Genomic DNA, 20,998 nt, shown 5'->3' on the forward strand with positions numbered 1-20,998 from the left:
CGCCGCTCCTGCAAATACAGGGAGTGGGAATAGTCGGATGATACAATATATCAATACATCTTTTCGCAGATGCAGCACGCTTCGTCGCAAGCCGGCCGGGCTTGCGTGACGGCAGCGGTGGCATAGACTTGCGATATGACCGATTCCGCACCGATTGAAGGGGGCTGCCTGTGCGGCGCGCTGCGCTACGTGGCGTATGGCGCGCCGCTGTACGCCGGGCTGTGCTACTGCGCCGATTGCCGCAAGGCTTCAGGTTCGGGCTTCATCCCGTTTCTGGGTTTTGCCGCCAATGTAATTACCATTACCGGCGAGACGCGCCGGTCCGAAGTGCCGAGCCTCCGCGGCGGTATCGCCACCCGCAACCATTGCGGACATTGCGGCAGCCTCGTCTTCGGCGGGATCGCCGGCGAGAGCGACAGCATCACCATTTATGCCGGATCGCTGGACGATCCCTCTTCGTTCCAGCCGCAGGTGGCGTTGTTCGTGCGCGATCGGCCCTCCTGGGCCGAAGTTCGTCCTGGCTTGCAGGAATTCGCGACGATGCCAGACTAAGGTCAGGCCATTTGCGTCAGCACGAATGCATAGGCTTCGGCCCGCTCGTGCAGCGCTTCGAACCGGCCCGATTTACCGCCGTGGCCCGCGCCCATATTGATTTTGAGCAAAAGCGTGTTGGCGTCCTTCTTGGTCGCGCGCAGCCGTGCCGCCCATTTCGCCGGCTCCCAATAGGTCACGCGCGGATCGTTAAGCCCGCCGGTGATCAGCATCGGCGGGTAAACCTTGGCTTCGACATTGTCATAGGGGCTGTAGCTGCGGATCAGATCAAACGCGGCCTTGTCGGTGATCGGGTTGCCCCATTCGGGCCACTCGCCCGGCGTGAGCGGCAGTTCGGCGTCGAGCATCGTATTGAGCACGTCTACAAACGGCACATCCGCCACCACAGCGCCCCACAATTCGGGATCGGTATTGGCGACCACACCCATGAGCTCGCCACCGGCCGAACCGCCGTTGATCGCGATATTGCCAGCCGAAGTGAAGCCCGCCGCGATCAGCCCGTTGGCGGCGTCGGTGAAGTCGCGAAAAGTATTCCAGCGCGCCTCGGCCTTGCCCTGCAGATACCAATCGTAGCCAAGATCGTCGCCACCGCGGATATGCGCGATCGCGAAGGCCCAGCCGCGATCGAGCAGGCTCAGCCGCGCGGCCGAGAAGCTCGGCGGAATGGCGTGGCCGTAGGCGCCATAGGCATAGAGGAACAATTTGCCCGATCCGTCCCGAGGGAAGCCGATCGGGTAGACGATCGAAACGGGCACCTTGGCGCCGTCGCGGGCGGTCACCGTCAGCCGCTCGGTTGCATATCGCGTCGGGTCATAGCCTGACGGCACTTCCTGCACCTTGAGCGTGGTGAGCGCCAACGTATCGGCATCGGCCTCGTACACCGTTAGCGGCGTCACCATCGAGGAATAGGTCAAGCGATAGGCAGCCGGGGCGAATTCGGGATTGTTCGATGCGGCAGCGCTGTAGCTAGCCTCCGGAAAGGCGACCTGACGCTCGCCGCCACTCCAGTCGCGCAGGATGATCTGGTCGAGCCCTTCGATCCGCGCCGCGATCATCAGATGGCGGTCGAACGCCGCAATACCCGTGAGATAGACCCGGTCCGATCCGGCGACGACCTCCTCCCAATCTGTGGGCGCGGCCGGATCGGCGCGCGCGACGCGAAAATTCACATGCTTGTCGTTGGTGAGGATCCATAAGCTGCCATGGGCGGAATCGACGCTATATTGCCGCTTCAGCTGGCGTGGGCTGACCAGAATCGGCGCTGCCGAAGGATCGTCGGCGGGAAGCAAGCGCACCTCGCTCGTCTGGTTGTCGCCGGTTGCGATCTCGATCCATTTCCTGTCGCGCGTGCCCCCTACGGCAACACGAAAGCCTTCGTCCGCTTCTTCATACAGCACCACGTCTTCCGAAGGATCAGTGCCCAGCCGGTGCAGAAGGGCGCGATAGCTGCGCCAGTTATCATTGACCTCGGTATAGGCGACCGCGTCGGATCGCGCGCTCCAGGCGACGCCGCCATTGGTGAACGCGCTGATCGTCTCGACATCCTCGCCCGTCGCGAGATCGCGAATCCGCAGCACATAACGTTCCGCGCCGGTATCGTCCGCGCTCCACGCCATCAGTCGCCCATCGGGACTGATCGCGACCGCGCCAGCCCGGAAATATTCCTTGCCGGCAGCCTCGGTGGGTTCGTCCAGGATCAGCTGCTCATCGCCACCGGCCACTGGCCGTCTCCACCAGCGGGGATATTGGCCGCCGGTTTCGTACGCCCACCAATAGACCCAGTCGCCGTCCTTCTGCGGAACCGAGGCATCGTCCTGCTTCACGCGCCCCTTCATCTCTTCGAAGATTGTGTCGATCAGCGGCCCGTGCGGTGCCATCGCCGCTTCGAAATAGCTGTTTTCCTCGCGCAGGTAGGACAGCACGGCTGGGTCCGACACGTTTGGATAAGCAGGGTCCTTGAGCCAGGCCCAGCGGTCCTCGATCGTAACGCCATGGCGTTCGTAGGTGCAGGGCTTGGTAGGGGCGATGGGCGGCGGCGGAAGCGTCTCGGTCATGCCCGCTCTGTGGGGACGGATCGCCAGTGCCGCAAGCGGTGCATTGCGCAGGTTGCGCTCCCGCGCTTTGCCTTCATAAGGTTGGAAGGGGGGAGCATATGAGAGACGAACTCGCGGCGCAGACTGCCGCGCTCGGCGATAATGACGAGATTCGTGCCATCCTCGAAGAGGTTTGCCAAATCACGCAGATGGGCTTCGCTGCGGTCGCGCGCGTGACCGACAGCCGATGGATCGTCTGCCAGGTGCTCGACAAGATCGAGTTCGGCCTCAATCCGGGCGACGAGCTGGATCTCAAGACCACCATCTGCGACGAGATTCGACAGTCCGGCGAAGCGGTGATTATCGACCATGTCGGCGACGATCCAAGCTGGCGAACGCATCACACGCCGATGCTTTACGGCTTCGAAAGCTATGTCTCGATCCCAGTCACGCTCGACAATGGCCGCTTCTTCGGCACGCTTTGCGCGATCGATCCGCAACCGCGCGCCTTGAGCGCACCCGCTACGATATCCCGCATGAAGCGCCTGGCGCTGGCCGTCGCCGACATCCTTTCCTCATCCTGATCTAGCTCGCGAAGGCCACTCAGCCAGGATAGGACAGCGAGGGATACCAGTTCGGATCGCGGCCGCGACGGGTGAGATCGAACAATGTCCAGATCAGCGGCAGATCGGGCGCACCGCGTGGGTCCTGGCCGGGATCGGCAGTTTCGCCGGTCATCTCGCCCGCATAGAAATGGCGGACGCCCGCGTCGCTGCGCTCGAACACGTTGAGCGCGGGAATATCCGAACCGTCGGGCGCCAGACCGCCATAGGCCTGGAAGAAGGCGTCGCTGGTCGGCTGATAGAGCGGCATCGCACCCCAGCCGCGCTCAAGCTTGAATGCGATCTGCCGTTCGATCGGCGAGCCGCCGATGACCGCAACCGCGACCTTCTGGGTGAGATCGTCCGTCGCCGCCGCCAGCCCGCCGAGGAACGAGGTACACATCGGGCATGGGCGCACACGCTTGGGCCCGAACATCCAATGATAGGTGATCAGCGTGTCGTGCGGCCCGAACATGTCGACCAACCCGACCTCATCGCCATTTTCGTCGATGAAACGGTAGCCGTCGGGGACCATTCCGCCCGGCGGCAGCGCGCGGCGTTGCGCGGCAACCCGCTCTATCTGGCGGCGCAACTCGATCTCCGCAGCCAGCAATGCGGTGCGGGCGGCACGATATTCGGGGCTTTCGTTGGGCAGGCGGATGTCCACCGCACGCGCCAATTCCTCCGCGGGTGTGAGATCGGCCATGATTCTCTCCTGCCCAGGTTTGAACCTGGATCGTAGCAGACTATTGTAGCCGCATGTCCAGCTATGCCGATCGTCTTCGGGCTCTGCGCGAAGAGCTTGCCCGCCGCCGTCTTGACGGCTTCGTCGTTCCCCTCACCGACGAGCATATGTCGGAATATGTCGGCGCTTATGCGCAGCGCCTCGCATGGCTGACCGGCTTCCAGGGCTCGGCCGGGGTCGCCGCCGTCCTGCCGGCCGAGGCGGCGATCTTCACCGACGGGCGCTACACGCTGCAGGTGCGCGAACAGGTCTCGGCCGATCAATGGAGCTATCAGTCGGTGCCGCAGACTAGCGTGGCCGAATGGCTGGGCGAGCACGCGCCGAAAGGGGGCAGGATCGGCTACGACCCCTGGCTCCACACCAAGACCTGGGTGGAGCAGGCGACACGCGCGCTTAGAGATAAAGGCGCCGAGTTGGTCGCGGTGGACACCAACCCGATCGATGCGGTGTGGCCTGATCGGCCGCTGCCGTCGAATGCCAGGTTGGTGGTGCAACCCGACGCGCTCGCTGGCCGCTCGTCCGCCGACAAGCGCCAGGAGATTGCTGACTGGCTGATCGCGCGTAACGCCGATGCCACTGTCTTGTCGGCACTCGATTCGATCGCCTGGACATTCAACGTGCGCGGCGCCGATGTCGATCACACGCCGGTGGCATTAGCCTATGCGTTGGTCAATTCGGACGGCACCGCCGACCTGTTCGTCGCGCCGGAGAAGGTTGGCGAGGATGTCGCCCAGCATCTCGGCAATGCCGTACGGATCCATGCGCGCGACACCTTTGCGCCGCATCTCGCTGGCCTGAACGGCAAGAAGGTTGCCGCTGATCCCGAGCGGGCTGTCTCCGCGATCTTTGCGACGCTGCGAGATGCAGGCGCGACCGTGCTCGAACTGCGCGATCCGGCGGTGCTGCCCAAGGCGATCAAGAATGAGGCCGAGATTGCCGGTCAGGACGCCGCGCAGGCACGCGACGGCGCGGCGCTCAGTCGTTTCCTTCACTGGCTGTCGATCGAGGCACCCAAGGGCGGGGTCGACGAGATTTCCGCCCAGACCAAGTTGCGCGAGTTTCGCGAGGCAACCGGCGCGCTCAAGGATCTTTCGTTCGACACTATCTCGGGCGCAGGCCCCAACGGGGCGGTGGTCCATTACCGCGTGAGCGAGGAAACCAACCGTCCGCTCGAATTGAATTCGCTGTATCTGGTCGATTCGGGCGGCCAATATCAGGACGGTACCACTGATGTGACGCGCACCGTCGCGATCGGCGAGCCGACGACGGAAATGCGCACCCGCTTCACGCTGGTGCTGAAGGGCCATATTGCGCTCGCCCGCGCCATCTTCCCGCAGGGCACGCGCGGTAGCCAACTCGATACGCTCGCCCGGCAATATCTGTGGGCGGCCGGCCTCGATTATGCCCACGGCACCGGCCACGGCGTCGGCTCATTCCTGTCCGTCCATGAGGGGCCGCAACGGATCGCCCCCGGCGGCAGCGGCTTCGCCGGCGGCGACGAGCCGCTCCAGGCCGGCATGATCCTGTCCAACGAGCCGGGTTATTATAGGGCGCACGAATATGGCATCCGCATCGAGAATCTGGTGCTGGTCGAGCCGCGCGACGCACCGGGTGCGGAAAAGAAGCTGCTCGGTTTCCGCACGCTCACCTTTGCCCCCCTCGACCGGCGTCTGATCGACCTCGATCTCCTGACGGATGAAGAGCGCGCCTGGGTGGATGGCTATCACGCCCAGGTGGCGGCGATCGTCGGCCCGCAGCTTGATGGCGCCGCCGCCGACTGGCTCAGGATTGAGACGGCGCCGCTTTAGGATCGACGGCGAGGGGCTGTGCCGCCGGATGTGCCTCCTGCGCCCGCGACTGCGCCTTGCGGCGCCGCAGATTGGCCCGCAACGCTTCGGCCAGTCGCGCCGCGCGTTCGGGATCGTCCTTTACCATGGATGGTTCCTTGACCTTGGGTGCGGCCTTCTCCATAGGCACCCGACCCTTACGGGTCACCCCACGCTGGCCGATGCTGCCGTAGCTCAGTGGTAGAGCGCATCCTTGGTAAGGCTGAGGTCGTGAGTTCAATCCTCACCGGCAGCACCAGCATCTTCTGGCGGAAATGAATATATCCCCCTCAAGGGGTGATTGGGGTGCCGGGCCAGCGCGCCCACGCGCGTTGCGGTGCGGCCACCTTACTCCGCAAGCGAGCAGCGCCAGCGTATTTCCATGATCTCGTCGAATTGAGCCGCGAAGCGAAAGGTGCCCTCCCGCGCTCGCGCCGCAGCTGACGGGGGCTTTCATTATCGACGGCGCAGGCGACAGCCGGTCAATGCCGCGGCAAGGCGACGCGGTCGCCATCGAGCGCCTGCAAGGCCGCCAGGACGTCATCGACTGGCACGGGTTGCTCGAGATCCTCTGGATGGCGCAAGGCGGGCTGGTTCGGGATCGCGCCGGCGTCGGAAGCCCAAGAGGCAAGGATGGCGCGCTTCACCTCCGGTTCCAGCGTCGGATGGCGCGCGACGTCGAACGGGTGCGTATATCGGGACAGTGGCTGCGACATGGCAAATCCTCCTTTCCTGTCGCTCCTTCTGGGATGGCGGTTAGCCCGGGGAAATTTGGTGACTGGCCGGCACGCGTCAAGGGCCGGAGCGGACCAGGATAGGATCGTCCAGATCCTCGCCCGCGCTCTCCGCGCTTGCGTCTCGGCCGCCCGCTACCAGGACGACAGCATCCACACACACCAGCGACCGCAGCTTCTCTGCAAGCCGCTCGGCATGGCGTTGCTCGACATCGATGTGGAGGCCGATCCACATCCCGCCGCAGCTCTGACGCGCCAGGACATCCGCGGGCATCAAATTCTGCGCTGCGAAAATGCCGATGATGCGCGCGAGCGTCTGCGGGCCTCGCTCGGCATGGATTTCGATACGCGGCAACGGGGAAGATGCGCTGTACGAAAAGGCTATTGGATGTGCCGAATGCACCATGAACCACCTTGGAAACGAGCCGGGCTGTTGGGCTTGTTGGAGGCGAGCTGCCGCTCGCGCTTCCGCGCCGAGGTCAGCGCCGACCGGATTCTTAGGTCCGGCCGAAGCTGAGTCAGCGCTCGCTGGTAATTCGAATACTGGGCCGGGCCCGTTCAGCGACGGCCAGCACCGTGCGACCGGTAATCAGCCGGGCTGCGATGCCATATTGCGCGGTTGCTTGAGCCACTGATTACACCCTGCGGCGATGGCCGCGGCGTCTTCATAGCCGATCCGACGCCCATACCACAGCGAAATTTCGCCTGATTGGGCAAAATTCTCTAAAGAGAAAACCCCCTCCGCTAGGCGGAGGGGGTCGTGACGGCCGAAGCCGCGTTGGTTACCAGTTGCCGCGCAGGATGAACGAATAACGGCGATCGTTCACGAAGTAGGAGCGCGGCGCGAGGCGTCCGTCCACTGTATATTGCTGCAGCGTCTTGGTGGTCTCGTTCGTCAGGTTCACGCCCTGCACGCCGATCTTGACGTTCTTAGTGAGGTTCAAGAAGATCGACGCATCGAGCTGGCCAGTCTTGTCATTGAAGACCGGCGTGAACGGGAAGATCACGTCTGACGAGGTCAGCAGGAAGCGCGAGCGCCAGTTATAGGCCGCACGCAACGAGATCGGGCCCTTTTCGTAGAAGACCGTCGCATTGAAGTTATGCTTCGACAATTGCTCGAGCGGCAAATTGCCCTTCGGAATGGTCGATTCCGTAACCGGGTTTCCGTTGTTGAGCGCGGAATTGGGTACGCCCCGGCTCTGCAGGAAGGTGTAGTTCAGGCTCGTGCCCAGCCCGCTGAAGGCGCCCGGCAGGAAGTCGAACGTCTGCTGATACGCCACTTCGAAGCCGCGGATCCAACCCGACTTGGTGGCGTTGGCCGGACCGCGCACGCGGACCGCCTGCGTCACCCCATTGCTGGTGATGTCGCGGCTCGTCACCGACGAATAGAAGAAGTTGTCGATGCTCTTGTAGAAGGCGTCCAACGTCAGCGAACCGACCCGGGCGAAATACCATTCGAGCGTGCCGTCAAACTGCCAGGCGAGCGCCGGCTTCAGGAATGGATTGCCTGCTGTCGCGGACAGCGCACTGCTGGCAGTGTCGTAGCCCAGGGTCAGGAAGTTGCGGATGTTCGAAAGATCCGGTCGAGCCAACGCTCTCGATGCGGCGAAGCGCAGCACCAGATCGCGTGACAGGCCGAACTTCAGGTTAAGGCTGGGCAGGAAGTAATCATACTTCTGATGCGCGAGGTTGGGCGTGTTCACGCCCGTCGCGAACTGCTGCAACTGGGCGTAACCCGTAGCGCCCAAAGTGCAGACGCCGCCGGGTGTGGTAGGCGGCGTTCCCGGGGGTGCGCCCGCCGGAACCGAGGGCGCGCAGCGGGTCGCGAACGGATCCTGAACGCCCAAATTCGTCTGCGTCGGTATCTGGATCGACCCATCCGAGTCGACCTTGGAGCGAACGTAGCGGACGCCAATATTACCCTCGAGCCGTACACCGCCAAAGAGTGGCTCGTTCTGGCCGAAGCTCAGCATCGCATAGGCGTTATAGTCGCGGTCACGCACGCTCTGAATTTCGGACGGCAGGTAGGGCGTTCCAGCCACCACGCCCGCGCGTTCTGCCGCCGGAACCCAGCGGTTGGTGGACGTGGCACCATTGGTGGTGTGCCAAATATCGTTCAGGCTCTTGAAGTAGGTCGCCGCCGAATTATAGCCCTTCAGCAGATCGCCATTATAATAATAAGCGGCCGGCGGGGCGCCCGTGTCGCCGCGGAAGAAGTTATTGAAGTTGAACAAGGACGAGCGGCTGGTGTCGCCCTGGTTGAACGTCACCGGCGCGCCAGACCAGACTTCCGAGATCGCGCCCCAATTATAGGCCGTGTAACGCACCGTTTCGTCGCGATCGGCATAGCGCGCGCCAAACTTAACGTGCTTCAGGAACGAGCCGTCCTCGAAATTATACCGGACATCGCCCTTGAAGGCCCATTCGTGGCCGGTGCTGTGCTCGATATGATCCATCGCCGCACGCCAGAACTGGAAGTCCCGGTTGGCGAAATATTGCGAGTCGGTCGCGGCCGCCATTGCCGGATTCGGCGTGGCCCATCCCGCAGCGAGCGTCAGCGGCTTATGCGCCACCACGCTCGGCGTGCCGCCGGTGATGTCGACTTCCTCGTCAGCGAAGGTCGAACCGAACACGCTCATATCGAGCTGGTTATGCTCGGCATGCGTGTAATCGCCGTCGAGATTGAACGACCAACGGTCGTTCGGCGTGAACTTGAAGTTGACGCCCAGATCCTGGACCTTGCTGACTTCGTGCACCTGGCGACGCGACAGCGATTGCTGGATGCCGCCGGTCGGGACGGTCGTCGTTGCCTGGCCGCTGCTTGCGGTGCGCCAGCCGCTGCCTGGCAGCGTAATGAAGCCGCTCTCGAATACGTTGTCGGCGCCATATTGATAATTCTGGAAGGTGCCGACGGGGCATTCCGCGCGTGTCGTGGTGTTGCCGTTGGTCGCCGGGCCATTGCCGTTCTGCACGCAGCCCTTGGGGTAGGTGTTATATTCGGCAAGGTCGGGGGCGCTCTCGAACGTGTGCTCGCCCCAATCGTTGGTCGACTTGGTCGCCAGGCCCTGGACCGTCAACAGCGCGCGACGATCATTGCTTTCCCACTGCGCCGAGACCGCAGCACCGCGGCGCTTACGGTCGTAATCCTGCGTACGGAACTGGCCGCCGAGCGGCGCATAGGCGGTACCCAGCGGATCGGCGAGACCATCGGCGCCCGGCCGATTGGCAGCGCCGCAGAGGGGATTGGTCGCTGCAGCACCGCCAGCCGTCGGCAGGCCGGTGGTGTCGGTCGTGCCGGGCAGCGGGTTGCGGCAGATTGCCACGCCGGTCGAGTTGGCCGCGTTGACGGACGAATTGTCGCGCGTCTGGAAGTTGGTGATCTGGATGCCGTCGGCGCGGCTGCGCAGCCGCGAATAGGATACGTCCGCGAGCACACCGAACGTGCCGGCGTCGGTCTCCCAGGTATTGCTGACGAGCAGCGAACGGGTCGGCGACCACTTCTTGCTGAAGTCGCTATAATTATTCTCGACATCGAAGCCGAGATGGAAGCCCTTATTGTCGAACGGCTTGCGCGTGTTGAGATTGACCGTGCCGCCAAGGCCGCCTTCGATCAGCTCCGCAGTAAGATTCTTGTAGACCTCGACCGAGCCGAGCAGCTCCGAGGGAACGTCCGAGAAATTGATCGACTGGCCACCCACGCCGGCGGAGAAGGTGTCGCGGCCGTTAAATTCGGAGCGGACATAATTGAGTCCGCGAACGACCACGCCCGAACCTTCGACCGAGAAGTGATCGGGGTCGTTGGAACCGGCAAAGCGATTCATCGCGACGCCGGGAACGCGCTGCAGCGCTTCGGTCACCGAACGATCCGGCAGCGCGCCGATGTCGGAGGCTGTTATCGCGTCGACGACGGTATCGGAGTTGCGCTTGATGTTCTGAGCGTTGGCGAGGCTCTGGCGGATACCCGTGACAACGACCTCGCCCGCTTCGGTGCCCGCAGCGCCAGTGCTGGACGTGCTGGACGTGGCTGCCGAAGCGCCCGACGAGGTTTCGGTCGTCGAGCCTGCAGTACCGCTGCCCGATACCGAACCGGTCTGCGCCATGGCGGGTGTAGCCGCGGCAACGGCGCACAATGCCATTGCGGACACGCCGCACTTCAGGATCTTGCCGAACTCGGCCTGATCAGCACGCAATTCACCGGAAAAAGCTCGGAACATTTAGCACCCTCCCCTTATGACAGCGCTGACTACATCGGTCGCGCGTCTTGGTTGGCACCCGGTTATCGCTACCATTGGCCGTGCGCAAGCCTCGTTTCGACAGGACATGACAAAGGTGGCTAGCGTTGTCATTTTGCAACGCTCCATCGCAACATCGCGATGGGCGGCATGGTTGACCAGCGCTGTCGCTTGCCCGCATGATCGCGGAAAAGGGGATGGAGGATGGCCGCTTTGCGGCGAGTAGTGATTGTTGGCGGCGGGACTGCAGGCTGGATGACGGCCGCCGCGCTGGCCAAGCTGCTGCCGGGTCGTTGCGCGATCCGGCTGGTCGAATCCGAGGCGATCGGGATCGTCGGCGTGGGCGAAGCGACCCTGCCGCACATCCGCGCTTTCAATGACAGGCTCGGCATCGACGAGGCCGAGTTCATGGCCACGACGCGCGCCACCTTCAAGCTCGGCATCGAATTCACCAATTGGGGCGCGATCGGCGATTCCTATATCCATCCTTTCGGTACGTTCGGGGACGGCAAAGGGGAGATTCCCTTCCACCATTATTGGCTCCGGCTGAAGCAGGCAGGAGTCGATGTGGCGCCCCTCGAGCAATATTCCGTCGGCTGCATGACGGCGCGCCTGAACCGGTTCGCCCCGCCTTCGCGCAACGCGGAGGAACTGAGCTCTACTTTCGGCTATGCCTATCAGTTCGACGCCAATCTGTTCGGCCCGTATTTGCGCACCGTCGCCGAAGGGGCGGGCGTACGGCGCACGGAAGGCAAGATCGTCACGGTCGAACGCGACGGCGAGCGCGGCGACATCGCCTCGGTCACGCTCGAGAATGGCGAGCGGATCGAAGGCGACCTGTTCGTCGATTGCTCGGGCTTTCGCTCGCTGCTGCTGGGCGAGACGCTAAGCGAGCCGTTCGAGGACTGGTCCCATTGGCTGCCCAATGACCGCGCGATGGCGATGCCGTGCCGGACCGAGACCGCGCTCACGCCCTATACCGGGGTGATCGCCATGCCCGGCGGGTGGCGGTGGCGCATCCCGCTCCAGCACCGCACCGGCAACGGCTATGTCTATGCAAGCGCCTTTCTGTCGGACGACGCGGCTGCCGATGCGCTGCGGCAGGCCGTGGAGGGCGAGCCGCTCGCGGACCCGCGTCCGTTGCGTTTCAAGGCCGGGCGGCGGCGGCGCAGCTGGGTCAACAATTGCATCGGCGTTGGCCTCGCGTCCGGCTTTCTCGAGCCGCTCGAATCGACCAGCATCTATCTGATCCAGGCAGCGATCACGCTGCTGCTCGAACTGTTTCCCGAGCGAGAAATTTCCGACGTCGATCGCGACGAATTCAACCGCATGATCGATCTGGAATATGATCGTATCCGCGACTTCCTGATCCTGCATTACCACGCGACTAGGCGCGACGATTCGGAGTTCTGGAACTACGTTCGCACCATGTCCATTCCGGACAGCTTGGCCGAAAAGATGGAGCTGTTCCGCAGGCGCGGCCGGGTCGTCAAATATCGTGAAGGCGTGTTCCTCGATGCGAGCTGGGTCTCGGTCTATCTCGGCCAGGGCGTGTTTCCGCAAGGCCATGACATGCGTGCCGATGCGCCGCCGGCGGACCAGTTGCTGCAGGCGATGGAAAGGCTTCGTGGCGAGGTTGCCCGGACTGCCGCCAGCATGCCCGATCATCGCACTTATATAGCGCAGCATTGCGCCATGGCGGCCGCCTGATGGCTGGCGGGCGCCCCATTCGGGACATTGTCGTTGCGGGCGGGGGCATCGTTGCCTGGAGCTGCGCGGCCGCGCTCAAGCGGCAGATTGCGGACGTGAAGGTCACTATAGTCGCGACCGCCGTGCCGGACGATGCGCTCGCCGAGCGCATGGCCAGCACGCTTCCGTCAACCACCGGCTTCCATCGCGACATCGGGCTGAGCGAGGCCGACACGGTGGTGCGCGCCGGCAGCGGCTTCCGGCTCGGCACATTGTTCCAGGATTGGGGGCCGGGCGACTATGCCCATGTCTATGGCAGTTATGGCCAGCCGTTCGGCACCGCGTCCTTCCATCATCATTGGGTGCGGGCTTACCGCAACGGCACAGCGGGTCCGTATGACGCGCACGCGCCAGCCGCCGCGCTTGGCCGCGCCAGCCGCTTCACCCATCCGCACGCCGATCCGGCTTCGCCGCTCGCGGGGTTCGAATATGGCCTCGTGATCAATCCCCCGCGCTACCGCGAAATGATGCGCGCCTATGCGCTCCACCTGGGCGTTGCCGAACGCTCGGGCGAGATCGCCGAGGTGCGGCTGGCGGGCGACACCGGCTTTGTCGAGGCGCTCGTGCTGGCGGACGGCAGCCACGTCAGCGGCCATCTTTTCGTCGACTGTACTGGTCCCGCAGCGCGCGTGCGCTCCGCCCTGGACGCGGCCTATGACGATTGGAGCCGGTGGCTGCCGTGCGACCGCATCCTGTTCGCCGAGAGTGCGCCCCCCGCCGACCTCCCCACGCTCGACCACGCGGCCGCCATGGCGGCCGGCTGGCGCTGGACGAGCACCGGACCTGCGCGAACCGCACACGGCCTCGCTTATGCGTCCGCTCATCTCAGCGACGAGGATGCTGCCCGATCATTGCCGCTTGCACCTTCCGGCGCTGCGGCGACGATACGGCCGGGCCGCCGGCCCGCACCGTGGCTGCGCAATTGTGTCGCAATCGGCGATGCCGCGATCGCGCTCGATCCGCTCGAATGGACCAATCTCCACCTGGCCCACAGCGCGATCGACCGGCTGGTGGCGATGATGCCCGACCGTGACTTCGCGCCCGTCGAGCTGTGGGATTATAACCGTCAAACCGCCAACGAGACCGATCGGGTGCGCGATTTGCTCGCGCTCCATTACCGCGCGACCTCGCGGACCGAACCGATGTGGCGCGCGGTGAGAGAGGTGCCGCCGCCGGATTCGCTTGCGCACACATTGTCCTTATTCGGCGAACGGGGACGGCTGCCCTTTTACGAGGAGGAGACCTTCTCGCGCGATAGCTGGCTTGCCGTGCTGTTGGGGCAGGGGATAATCCCGCGCCGCACCGATCCGCTGATCGATTCCGTGCCGCCCGGGCAGTCCGACCAGGCCATGGCGGCGATGCGCGCCGGCATCGCCACAACCGTGTCGACGCTGCCGACGCATTCCGCCTATCTTCTCCAAATGCAGAGGCAGATCGCCCGATGAACGAGCATACCATCCAGCACATCGTCATCGTCGGCGGCGGCACCGCCGGCTGGATGGCGGCAGCGGCGATGTCACGCTTCATGAACAACGGCGTGACGCGGATCACGCTGGTGGAGTCGGATGAGATTGGTACGATCGGGGTCGGCGAAGCAACGATCCCGCCGATCATCACCTTCAACCGCATGCTCGGCATCAATGAGAACGAGTTCCTGCGCGCCACCCAGGGCACGTATAAATTGGGTATCGAATTCGTGAATTGGGGCGGGGTCGGCGAACGCTACTTCCACCCGTTCGGATCGCATGGCGAGGACCTGCACGGCATCCATTTCCATCAGCTCTATCTGCGCGAGCGCAAGCGCCGCGTGATGCAGGACATCTCCAGCTGGTCGATGAGCGGTGTCGCCGCCTCGCTCGGCAGGTTCGCACGCCCCACCGGTGAGGCCAGGTCGCCGATCAAGGACCTGTTCTACGCCTTCCATTTCGATGCCGCGCTCTATGCCAAGTTCCTGCGTAATTATGCCGAACGCGGCGGCGTGCGCCGGATCGAAGGCAAGATCGTCGCCACGCAATTGCGTGGCGAGGACGGGTTCGTGGAATCGGTCACGCTTGCCGACGGGCAGGTGATCGCGGGCGACCTGTTCATCGACTGCTCGGGCTTTCGCGGGCTGCTGATCGAGGAAGCGCTCAACACCGGTTATGAGGATTGGACGCAATGGCTCCCGGCCAACCGTGCGATCGCGGTGCCGACCGCGCTGACGGGCGAGCCCGATCCTTATACTCGCGCCACCGCGCATGAAGCCGGCTGGCAGTGGCGCATCCCGCTGCAGCACCGCATGGGCAACGGCATCGTCTATTCGAGCCAATATCTGGACGACGATGCCGCCGAGCGGACGCTGCTCGCCAATCTCGACGGCAAGACGCTCGCCGATCCGCGCCGCATCCGCTTCACGACCGGCCGCCGCACGCTCAGCTGGAACAAGAATGTCGTGGCGATGGGCCTCGCCGGCGGCTTCGTTGAGCCGCTGGAATCGACCAGCATCCACGTCATCCAGGCGGCGATCGCCAAGCTGATCGCGCTCTTTCCCGACAAGCGCTTCAATCCGGTGGAGCGCGACGAGTTTAACGATCAGATGCGCGACCTCTACGAGGATATCCGCGACTTCATCGTGCTCCACTATAATGCGACGCGACGTACGGATTCGCCGTTCTGGAACCATATGCGGACCATGGAAATCCCGGCGACGCTCCGCCGCAAGATCGACCTGTTCCGCGCGAAGGGCCGGCTGTTCCGGGAAGGCCGCGAATTGTTTGCGACCACATCCTATGTCGCGGTCATGCTGGGCCAGCATATCGTGCCCGAGGAGCACGAGCCGGCGGTCGATGCGCTCGACGAGGACAAGGTGGCGCAGGCGCTGGAGGAGATGCGGCTCGGCTATCTCGGCGTGGCCCAGCAGCTGCCGAGCCATGCCGAATTCATCGCCGCAACCGGCGCCGCACCGCCACCTCAAGCGGCACAGCCGCCGACCTTCTCCTTTGCCGACGAGAATCCGGGCTTCATGCCCTTCACCGGCGCGGGCACGTGATCGCCGACCCGATCCGGAAGTTGGTGATTGTCGGCGGTGGCACCGCCGGCTGGATGGCCGCGGCCGCGATCTCGAAGATCATGGGCGAAACCGGCATGCGGATCACCCTGGTCGAGTCCGACGAGATCGGCACGGTCGGGGTCGGCGAGGCGACGATCCCGCAGATCAACCTATTCAACGCCATGCTCGAGCTGGACGAGCATGATTTCGTGCGCGCCACCAATGCCACCTACAAATTGGGGATCGAGTTCGTCGACTGGACGCGGATCGGCCATCGCTACGTCCACCCGTTCGGCTTTTACGGGATCAACATGAAGGGGGTGGAATTCCACCACCACTGGCTCAAAGGCCGGACGCTCGGCGACCAAACGCCGCTCGACGCTTATTCGCTCAGCGTCGTCGCCGGGCTGGCGGGCAAGTTCGAGCACCCCCGCCCCGACCAGCCCAATTCGCCGCTCGCCAAGGTCGGCTATGCCTATCAGTTCGATGCCGGCCTCTACGCGCGTTACCTCCGCCGGCTCGCCGAGCATCGTGGCGTCGAGCGGCGCGAAGGCCGCATCGTCGACGTCGCGCAGCATGCGGAGACAGGCTTTGTCGAAGCGGTCATTTTGCAGGACGGCAGTCGCATCGAGGGCGATCTGTTCGTCGACTGTTCGGGCTTCCGGGGCCTGCTGATCGAGCAGACGCTCGGCGCGGGGTTCGAGGATTGGAGCAGCTGGCTGCCGTGCGACCGCGCTTTCGCCGTGCCGTGCGAGCTTGGCGGCGATCACCAACCGCTCACCCGTTCGACCGCGCGCAGCGCCGGGTGGCAGTGGCGCATCCCGCTCCAGCACCGCATCGGCAACGGCTATGTCTATTCGAGCGCGCACATTTCGGACGACGAAGCGGCGGCGACTTTGCTCGCCAATCTCGACGGGCGGCCGCTGGCCGAACCGAAGCAGCTGCGGTTCACCGCGGGCCACCGTAAGCAGGCGTGGGTCAAGAATGTCGTGGCCCTCGGCTTGGCGGGGGGCTTTCTCGAGCCGCTCGAATCGACCAGCATTCACCTGGTCCAGACCGGCATCGCGCGGCTGATGACCTTGTTCCCGACGCGCACCATCAACCAAGTCGAGATCGACCGCTACAATGAACAGACCGCGCGGGAATATGTCGATATCCGCGACTTCCTCGTGCTGCATTACAAGGCGACGGAGCGCAGCGATTCCCCCTTCTGGGACTATTGCCGCGCGCTGGCGCCGCCGGCGGCGCTGGCCGAGAAGCTTGCCATGTTCCGCGCCAATGGCCGCATCTTCCGCGAGCATGAGGAATTGTTCACCGAGACGAGCTGGCTGGCGGTGATGGTCGGCCAGGGGATCGAGGCGGGAGGCTATCATCCCGCCGCGGATCTGCTGCCGGACGCCGAGACGCTCGCCCGGTTGCGGCATATCCGGGCGGTCATCGCCGAGACGGCGCAGGCACTGCCGACGCAGGATGCATTCCTGCGCGCGCATGGCAGCTGGTCGGGCGAGGTCCGCCGCGCGTCATGAGCGGGTTGCCCGAGCCCAAACCGATCCGCGAGATCGGCGGCATCGACCGTGCCGCGTTCGAGGCGGAGGTCCGCCCGGCGCGCCAGCCGGTGGTGATCCGCGGGCTCGCGCGCGACTGGCCGGCGGTGGAGGCCGGCCGCGCATCGCCCGCAGCGGCGATCGCCTATCTCAAACGCTTCAGCCATCGCCAGCCGGTACCGGCGATCCTCGGCGCGCCCGAGATCGAGGGGCGCTTCTTCTACACGCCCGATCTGACCGCACTCAATTTCCAGCGCGGCCAGACCCCGCTCGACCCGTTCCTCGACCGGTTGCTGCGCGACCAGGGGGCGGAAAGGCCGTTCGCGATGGCGGTGCAGTCGATCCCCCTGCCCGAATTGCTGCCGGGCTTCGTCGACGAGAATGCGATCGACCTGCTCGATGCCAGCATCGTCCCGCGCATCTGGCTGGGCAATGAGATCCGGGTAGCGACGCATTACGACCTGATGGAGAATATCGGCATCGTCGTCGCCGGTCGGCGGCGCTTCACGGTGTTCCCGCCCGAGCAGATCGCCAATCTCTATACCGGCCCGTTCGAGCTGACGCCGGCGGGCACGCCGGTCAGCCTGGTCGATCTCGCCGCGCCCGACCTCGGCCGCTTTCCCCGCTTCGCCGCGGCGGCCGCCACCGCCCAGTCGGCGGTGCTGGAGCCGGGCGACGCGATCTACCTGCCATTCCATTGGTGGCACGGGGTGGATTCGCTCGAGCCGGTCAATGCGTTCGTCAATTATTGGTGGAACCCGGCACCGGCGGGCCTGGGCAATCCCTATGATGCGCTGATGCTGGCGCTGATGGCGTTGCGCGCGCTGCCCGACGACCAGCGTGGCGTGTGGCGGATGCTGCTCGACCATTATGTGTTCGGCGCCAATGGCGATCCGGTGGAGCATCTGCCGGACGCGGCGAAGGGCGTGCTGGGGCCGGTGACTCCGCAGCTGGCGGCGCGGATGCGGGCGACGCTGATCGACGCGCTCCAGCGGCAATAGCTGCCCTTGGCGGCGGGCAAGCAATGAGCCGCGGCAACTGGTTTCAAACGATACCAAGCCGCGATAAAGGTGACGGCATGGCCGCCGACTCGCTCACCCGCCCACCCGAAGCCGCCGAGGATTGGACGATCCCGCAGGAGTGGGATCGCTACACGCCCGAAGAGCATGCGGTGTGGGACATTTTGTTCGCGCGGCAGGAGGCGATGCTGCCCGGGCGCGCCGCGCCGGAATTCCTCGCCGGGCTCGATATCCTCCATTTGTCGCGGCCGGGCATTCCCGACTTTGCCGAGCTGTCGGAAAAGCTCGGCAAGGCGACCGGGTGGCAGGTGGTGGCGGTGCCGGGGCTGGTGCCGGACGAGGTGTTCTTCGAGCATCTCGCCAATCGCCGCTTCGTCGCCGGGCGCTTCATCCGCCGCGCCGACCAGCTCGATTATCTGCAGGAGCCGGACGTCTTCCACGATGTGTTCGGCCATGTGCCGATGCTCGCCCACCCGGTCTTCGCCGATTATATGCAGGCCTATGGCGAAGGCGGACTGCGCGCCATGCGCCATGGCGGGCTGGAGAAGCTGGCGCGGCTTTACTGGTACACGGTCGAATTCGGGCTGATCCGCGCCAAGGGCAAGGATGGCGGCGACAAGCTCAATATCTATGGCGCGGGCATCGTCTCTTCGCGCGGCGAGAGCCTGTTCGCCCTCGACGACCCCTCGCCCAACCGCATCGCGTTCGACATGGAGCGCGTGATGCGGACCAAATATCGCATCGACGATTACCAGCAGGCCTATTTCGTGATCGACAGTTTCGAGCAATTGCTGCGCGACACGCTCGAGACCGACTTCGCGCCGCTGTACGAGAAACTGGAGACCTTGCCCGATCTGGCGGTGGCGGACATCCTGCCCGGGGACCGGCTGATCACGCGCGGCACGCAGGATTATGCGCTGGCCAAGGCCTGAGCGCCCCTTCGGTCGAAGGCGAAAATAAAAAAACACCGGAAACGAACTTGATGATCTGGGGTCCGCGGGCTCGGAGCGGTGCGAGTTTGGGTTTGCCGGACTTGAGAAAGAGCCGTGAGGCTCGTACGCTATATGCGTACGATTGTCAAGCTTGGGCGATGGCGTTTGGCATCCCTCAAACGTCACCTAGTGCCTGAGCGGTCATGGATCCCAGCCTTCGCTGGGATGACGGTGAAAGGCGTCCTTCGATACGGGCTCTCGATACGCGGCTTTGCCGCTACTCGATCCCTACTCAGGATGAACGGGGGTTGGGTCAGGGGCGGCTATATATTTGCTATTTAGCTAAATGCCTAATATAGGCACGCCATGGATTCGGTGTTCGATGCGCTGTCGCATCCGATCAGGCGCGAGATTTTGGAGATGCTCAAGCGGGGCAGCCTGTCGGCGGGCGCGCTGGCCGACGCCTTTCCGGTGTCGAAGCCGACCATGTCGGGGCATTTCGCCAAGCTGAAGGCGGCCAACCTGATCCAGAGCGAACAGCGCGGCGCGAGCCTGATCTACAGCCTCAATCTGTCGGTGCTGGAAGAGGTGCTGCTGGGCTTCATGCGCCGGGTGGGCGCGGCGCGCGCGGAACAGGGAGACGAGACATGAAGAACCGGAAGTTGGTCCTTTGGTCGGTGGCGGCGATCGCGGCGATGCTGATCGCGGGCCTGGTCGTCGGCATGCAATTGCCCGAGACCGCGCGGCTGCCGATCCATTGGAACGTGGATGGCGAGCCCGACGGGTTTGCCGGCAAATGGTCGGCCTTGTTCCTGCCGGCCCTGTTCGCCGCGATCGTCACCGGCATTCTGGCGATCACCGCGCGGATCGAGCCGATGCAGCAGAGCGTGGCGCTCAGCAGGGGGCTGTTGCGGGCGATCTGGGTCGGCATGATCGGCGTGTTCTGGGTGACCGAGCTGGTCGTCATCAGCGCGGCGCTCGGCTGGAAGCTGGCGGTGTCGCGGGTGATATTGGGCGCGATCGGCCTCTTGTTCGTCGGAATCGGCGACCAGCTCGGCAAGTCGCGGCCGATGTACATGGTCGGCATCCGCACGCCATGGACGCTGGCGGACGCAGATGTGTGGATCGCGACGCACCGGCTGGGTGGCAAGCTGATGGTGATTGCGGGCGCGGCCTGCTGCGTGATGGCGCTGGCGGGTGTGCGGTCGGACGTGGCGTTGCTGGTCGGCCTTGGGCTGCTCCTGGCGGCGGCGATCGTGCCGGTGGTTTATTCTTATCTTTTGTGGCGGCGGTTGCCGGGGCGGCCGGCGCGGTAGGGTTCTCGGCTTCGCTCGAGCCTGTGTCTTGACTTCGCTCGACACAACGGGGGCGTGTGCTTCGATACGCGCCCTCGATACGCCCTGCGGGCTACTCGGTCGCTACTCAGCATGAGCGGGGGAAGCAGTACCTTCTTCACGGAAGGTAGCGTGGTGTAGCGTGGGCGGCGGTGCCGTGTCCAAGCGCAAGTGCCCTGCCCCGGGGCCTGACCGTTCTGGCGAAAACTTCGCCCGGGCGCCCGTTGACAGCTTAACGCAGGCTGCACATATGCGGCTTGGCACTCGCCCAATGTGAGTGCCAGCAATTTACGGCATTAGGGCGGAGCGCGGCGTGAGGCTGCTTACCCCGTCCATATTGCAGGAAAGGGACAAATATGGGTTTCCGACCGCTGCACGATCGCGTGCTGGTTCGTCGCGTCGAGGCTGAAGAGAAGACGGCCGGCGGCATCATCATTCCGGACACCGCCAAGGAAAAGCCGCAGGAAGGCGAAGTCGTCGCCGTCGGCGGTGGCCTGCGCGCCGAGAATGGCTCGATCAACCCGCTGGACGTCAAGGCCGGCGACAAGATCCTGTTCGGCAAATGGTCCGGCACCGAGGTCAAGCTCGATGGCGAAGACCTGCTGATCATGAAGGAAAGCGACATCCTGGGGATCGTCGCCTGATTTCAAACCCCAGCCACCGTTCGT

The 20,998-nt window shown here is 64.4% G+C and carries 18 protein-coding genes and 1 tRNA gene; 14 read left to right on the forward strand and 5 right to left on the reverse strand.

The features are described 5' to 3' along the window. The first annotated feature begins 135 nt into the window (after window positions 1-135). Entirely contained in the window at window positions 136-552 is a 417-nt protein-coding gene (locus DX905_RS07890; protein ID WP_116090867.1) for a GFA family protein, read from the forward strand. A 2-nt stretch (window positions 553-554) separates the two neighbouring features. Here the strand turns inward: DX905_RS07890 and DX905_RS07895 are convergent, their stop codons facing one another. Next, a complete protein-coding gene (locus DX905_RS07895) occupies window positions 555-2,606 on the reverse strand; it encodes a S9 family peptidase (RefSeq protein ID WP_116090868.1) in 2,052 nt (683 codons plus the stop codon). Window positions 2,607-2,704: 98 nt separating this feature from the next. On the opposite strand from DX905_RS07895, the gene DX905_RS07900 reads away from it, so the two are divergent. Continuing rightward, window positions 2,705-3,169, forward strand: a complete 465-nt coding sequence (locus DX905_RS07900) for a GAF domain-containing protein (RefSeq protein WP_116090869.1) — start codon at window positions 2,705-2,707, stop codon at window positions 3,167-3,169. 19 nt (window positions 3,170-3,188) lie between these two features. Here the strand turns inward: DX905_RS07900 and DX905_RS07905 are convergent, their stop codons facing one another. Further along, window positions 3,189-3,893 (reverse strand): DUF899 family protein, encoded by a 705-nt coding sequence (locus tag DX905_RS07905; RefSeq protein ID WP_116090870.1) that lies wholly within the window; start codon window positions 3,891-3,893, stop codon window positions 3,189-3,191. A 53-nt stretch (window positions 3,894-3,946) separates the two neighbouring features. On the opposite strand from DX905_RS07905, the gene DX905_RS07910 reads away from it, so the two are divergent. Then, complete coding sequence (locus DX905_RS07910) at window positions 3,947-5,740, forward strand: aminopeptidase P family protein (RefSeq protein WP_116090871.1); 1,794 nt, start codon at window positions 3,947-3,949, stop codon at window positions 5,738-5,740. Here DX905_RS07910 and DX905_RS16030 read toward each other — a convergent pair. After that, entirely contained in the window at window positions 5,715-5,867 is a 153-nt protein-coding gene (locus DX905_RS16030) for a hypothetical protein (RefSeq protein ID WP_162875522.1), read from the reverse strand. The two genes, DX905_RS07910 and DX905_RS16030, sit on opposite strands and share 26 nt — an antisense overlap. Window positions 5,868-5,942: 75 nt before the next feature. Here DX905_RS16030 and DX905_RS07915 point away from each other — a divergent pair. Continuing rightward, a tRNA-Thr gene (locus DX905_RS07915) sits at window positions 5,943-6,017 on the forward strand. Between the two features lie 223 nt (window positions 6,018-6,240). Here the strand turns inward: DX905_RS07915 and DX905_RS07920 are convergent. Beyond that, window positions 6,241-6,474 carry a hypothetical protein gene (locus tag DX905_RS07920; protein ID WP_116090872.1) on the reverse strand — a complete coding sequence of 78 codons (234 nt, stop codon included), beginning with the start codon at window positions 6,472-6,474 and terminating at the stop codon, window positions 6,241-6,243. 214 nt (window positions 6,475-6,688) lie between these two features. Between DX905_RS07920 and DX905_RS16035 the strand changes: the two genes are divergently transcribed. Beyond that, entirely contained in the window at window positions 6,689-7,009 is a 321-nt protein-coding gene (locus DX905_RS16035; RefSeq protein ID WP_162875523.1) for a hypothetical protein, read from the forward strand. 265 nt (window positions 7,010-7,274) lie between these two features. Here DX905_RS16035 and DX905_RS07930 read toward each other — a convergent pair whose 3' ends face one another. Beyond that, the gene (locus DX905_RS07930; RefSeq protein ID WP_116090874.1) at window positions 7,275-10,706 is read right to left on the reverse strand and encodes a TonB-dependent receptor; all 3,432 of its coding nucleotides are present in this window, start codon (window positions 10,704-10,706) and stop codon (window positions 7,275-7,277) included. Between the two features lie 222 nt (window positions 10,707-10,928). Between DX905_RS07930 and DX905_RS07935 the strand changes: the two genes are divergently transcribed. From DX905_RS07935 to groES, 9 genes are all read left to right on the forward strand, one after another. Next, window positions 10,929-12,434 carry a tryptophan halogenase family protein gene (locus tag DX905_RS07935; RefSeq protein ID WP_116090875.1) on the forward strand — a complete coding sequence of 502 codons (1,506 nt, stop codon included), beginning with the start codon at window positions 10,929-10,931 and terminating at the stop codon, window positions 12,432-12,434. Beyond that, window positions 12,434-13,918, forward strand: coding sequence for a tryptophan halogenase family protein (locus tag DX905_RS07940; protein WP_240320778.1), 1,485 nt, complete (start codon window positions 12,434-12,436; stop codon window positions 13,916-13,918). Before DX905_RS07935 ends, DX905_RS07940 begins: the two co-directional genes overlap by 1 nt. Further along, window positions 13,915-15,501 carry a tryptophan halogenase family protein gene (locus DX905_RS07945; protein ID WP_116090877.1) on the forward strand — a complete coding sequence of 529 codons (1,587 nt, stop codon included), beginning with the start codon at window positions 13,915-13,917 and terminating at the stop codon, window positions 15,499-15,501. Before DX905_RS07940 ends, DX905_RS07945 begins: the two co-directional genes overlap by 4 nt. Next, window positions 15,498-17,027 (forward strand): tryptophan halogenase family protein, encoded by a 1,530-nt coding sequence (locus tag DX905_RS07950; protein ID WP_116090878.1) that lies wholly within the window; start codon window positions 15,498-15,500, stop codon window positions 17,025-17,027. Before DX905_RS07945 ends, DX905_RS07950 begins: the two co-directional genes overlap by 4 nt. Next, window positions 17,024-18,046, forward strand: coding sequence for a cupin-like domain-containing protein (locus DX905_RS07955; protein ID WP_116090879.1), 1,023 nt, complete (start codon window positions 17,024-17,026; stop codon window positions 18,044-18,046). Before DX905_RS07950 ends, DX905_RS07955 begins: the two co-directional genes overlap by 4 nt. Before the next feature lie 77 nt (window positions 18,047-18,123). Further along, complete coding sequence (gene phhA, locus DX905_RS07960) at window positions 18,124-18,996, forward strand: phenylalanine 4-monooxygenase (protein ID WP_116090880.1); 873 nt, start codon at window positions 18,124-18,126, stop codon at window positions 18,994-18,996. 366 nt (window positions 18,997-19,362) lie between these two features. After that, window positions 19,363-19,647, forward strand: coding sequence for an ArsR/SmtB family transcription factor (locus tag DX905_RS07965; protein ID WP_116090881.1), 285 nt, complete (start codon window positions 19,363-19,365; stop codon window positions 19,645-19,647). Next, a complete protein-coding gene (locus DX905_RS07970) occupies window positions 19,644-20,312 on the forward strand; it encodes an SdpI family protein (protein ID WP_116090882.1) in 669 nt (222 codons plus the stop codon). Before DX905_RS07965 ends, DX905_RS07970 begins: the two co-directional genes overlap by 4 nt. 374 nt (window positions 20,313-20,686) lie before the next feature. Continuing rightward, window positions 20,687-20,974, forward strand: coding sequence for a co-chaperone GroES (gene groES / locus DX905_RS07975; RefSeq protein WP_116090883.1), 288 nt, complete (start codon window positions 20,687-20,689; stop codon window positions 20,972-20,974). The last annotated feature ends 24 nt before the right edge of the window (window positions 20,975-20,998 follow it).

Source organism: Sphingomonas crusticola (assembly GCF_003391115.1).
Lineage (GTDB): Bacteria > Pseudomonadota > Alphaproteobacteria > Sphingomonadales > Sphingomonadaceae > Sphingomonas_I > Sphingomonas_I crusticola.

Coding starts and splice junctions, on each gene's coding strand:
- DX905_RS07900 (WP_116090869.1), top strand. CDS start 2,705: ATGAGAGACGAACTCGCGGCGCAGACTGCCGCGCTCGGCGATAATGAC.
- DX905_RS16030 (WP_162875522.1), bottom strand. CDS start 5,867: ATGGTAAAGGACGATCCCGAACGCGCGGCGCGACTGGCCGAAGCGTTG.
- DX905_RS07935 (WP_116090875.1), top strand. CDS start 10,929: ATGGCCGCTTTGCGGCGAGTAGTGATTGTTGGCGGCGGGACTGCAGGC.
- DX905_RS07895 (WP_116090868.1), bottom strand. CDS start 2,606: ATGACCGAGACGCTTCCGCCGCCGCCCATCGCCCCTACCAAGCCCTGC.
- groES (WP_116090883.1), top strand. CDS start 20,687: ATGGGTTTCCGACCGCTGCACGATCGCGTGCTGGTTCGTCGCGTCGAG.
- DX905_RS07930 (WP_116090874.1), bottom strand. CDS start 10,706: ATGTTCCGAGCTTTTTCCGGTGAATTGCGTGCTGATCAGGCCGAGTTC.
- DX905_RS07965 (WP_116090881.1), top strand. CDS start 19,363: ATGGATTCGGTGTTCGATGCGCTGTCGCATCCGATCAGGCGCGAGATT.
- DX905_RS07910 (WP_116090871.1), top strand. CDS start 3,947: ATGTCCAGCTATGCCGATCGTCTTCGGGCTCTGCGCGAAGAGCTTGCC.
- DX905_RS16035 (WP_162875523.1), top strand. CDS start 6,689: ATGGCGTTGCTCGACATCGATGTGGAGGCCGATCCACATCCCGCCGCA.
- DX905_RS07955 (WP_116090879.1), top strand. CDS start 17,024: ATGAGCGGGTTGCCCGAGCCCAAACCGATCCGCGAGATCGGCGGCATC.
- phhA (WP_116090880.1), top strand. CDS start 18,124: ATGGCCGCCGACTCGCTCACCCGCCCACCCGAAGCCGCCGAGGATTGG.
- DX905_RS07905 (WP_116090870.1), bottom strand. CDS start 3,893: ATGGCCGATCTCACACCCGCGGAGGAATTGGCGCGTGCGGTGGACATC.
- DX905_RS07945 (WP_116090877.1), top strand. CDS start 13,915: ATGAACGAGCATACCATCCAGCACATCGTCATCGTCGGCGGCGGCACC.
- DX905_RS07920 (WP_116090872.1), bottom strand. CDS start 6,474: ATGTCGCAGCCACTGTCCCGATATACGCACCCGTTCGACGTCGCGCGC.
- DX905_RS07970 (WP_116090882.1), top strand. CDS start 19,644: ATGAAGAACCGGAAGTTGGTCCTTTGGTCGGTGGCGGCGATCGCGGCG.
- DX905_RS07890 (WP_116090867.1), top strand. CDS start 136: ATGACCGATTCCGCACCGATTGAAGGGGGCTGCCTGTGCGGCGCGCTG.
- DX905_RS07940 (WP_240320778.1), top strand. CDS start 12,434: ATGGCTGGCGGGCGCCCCATTCGGGACATTGTCGTTGCGGGCGGGGGC.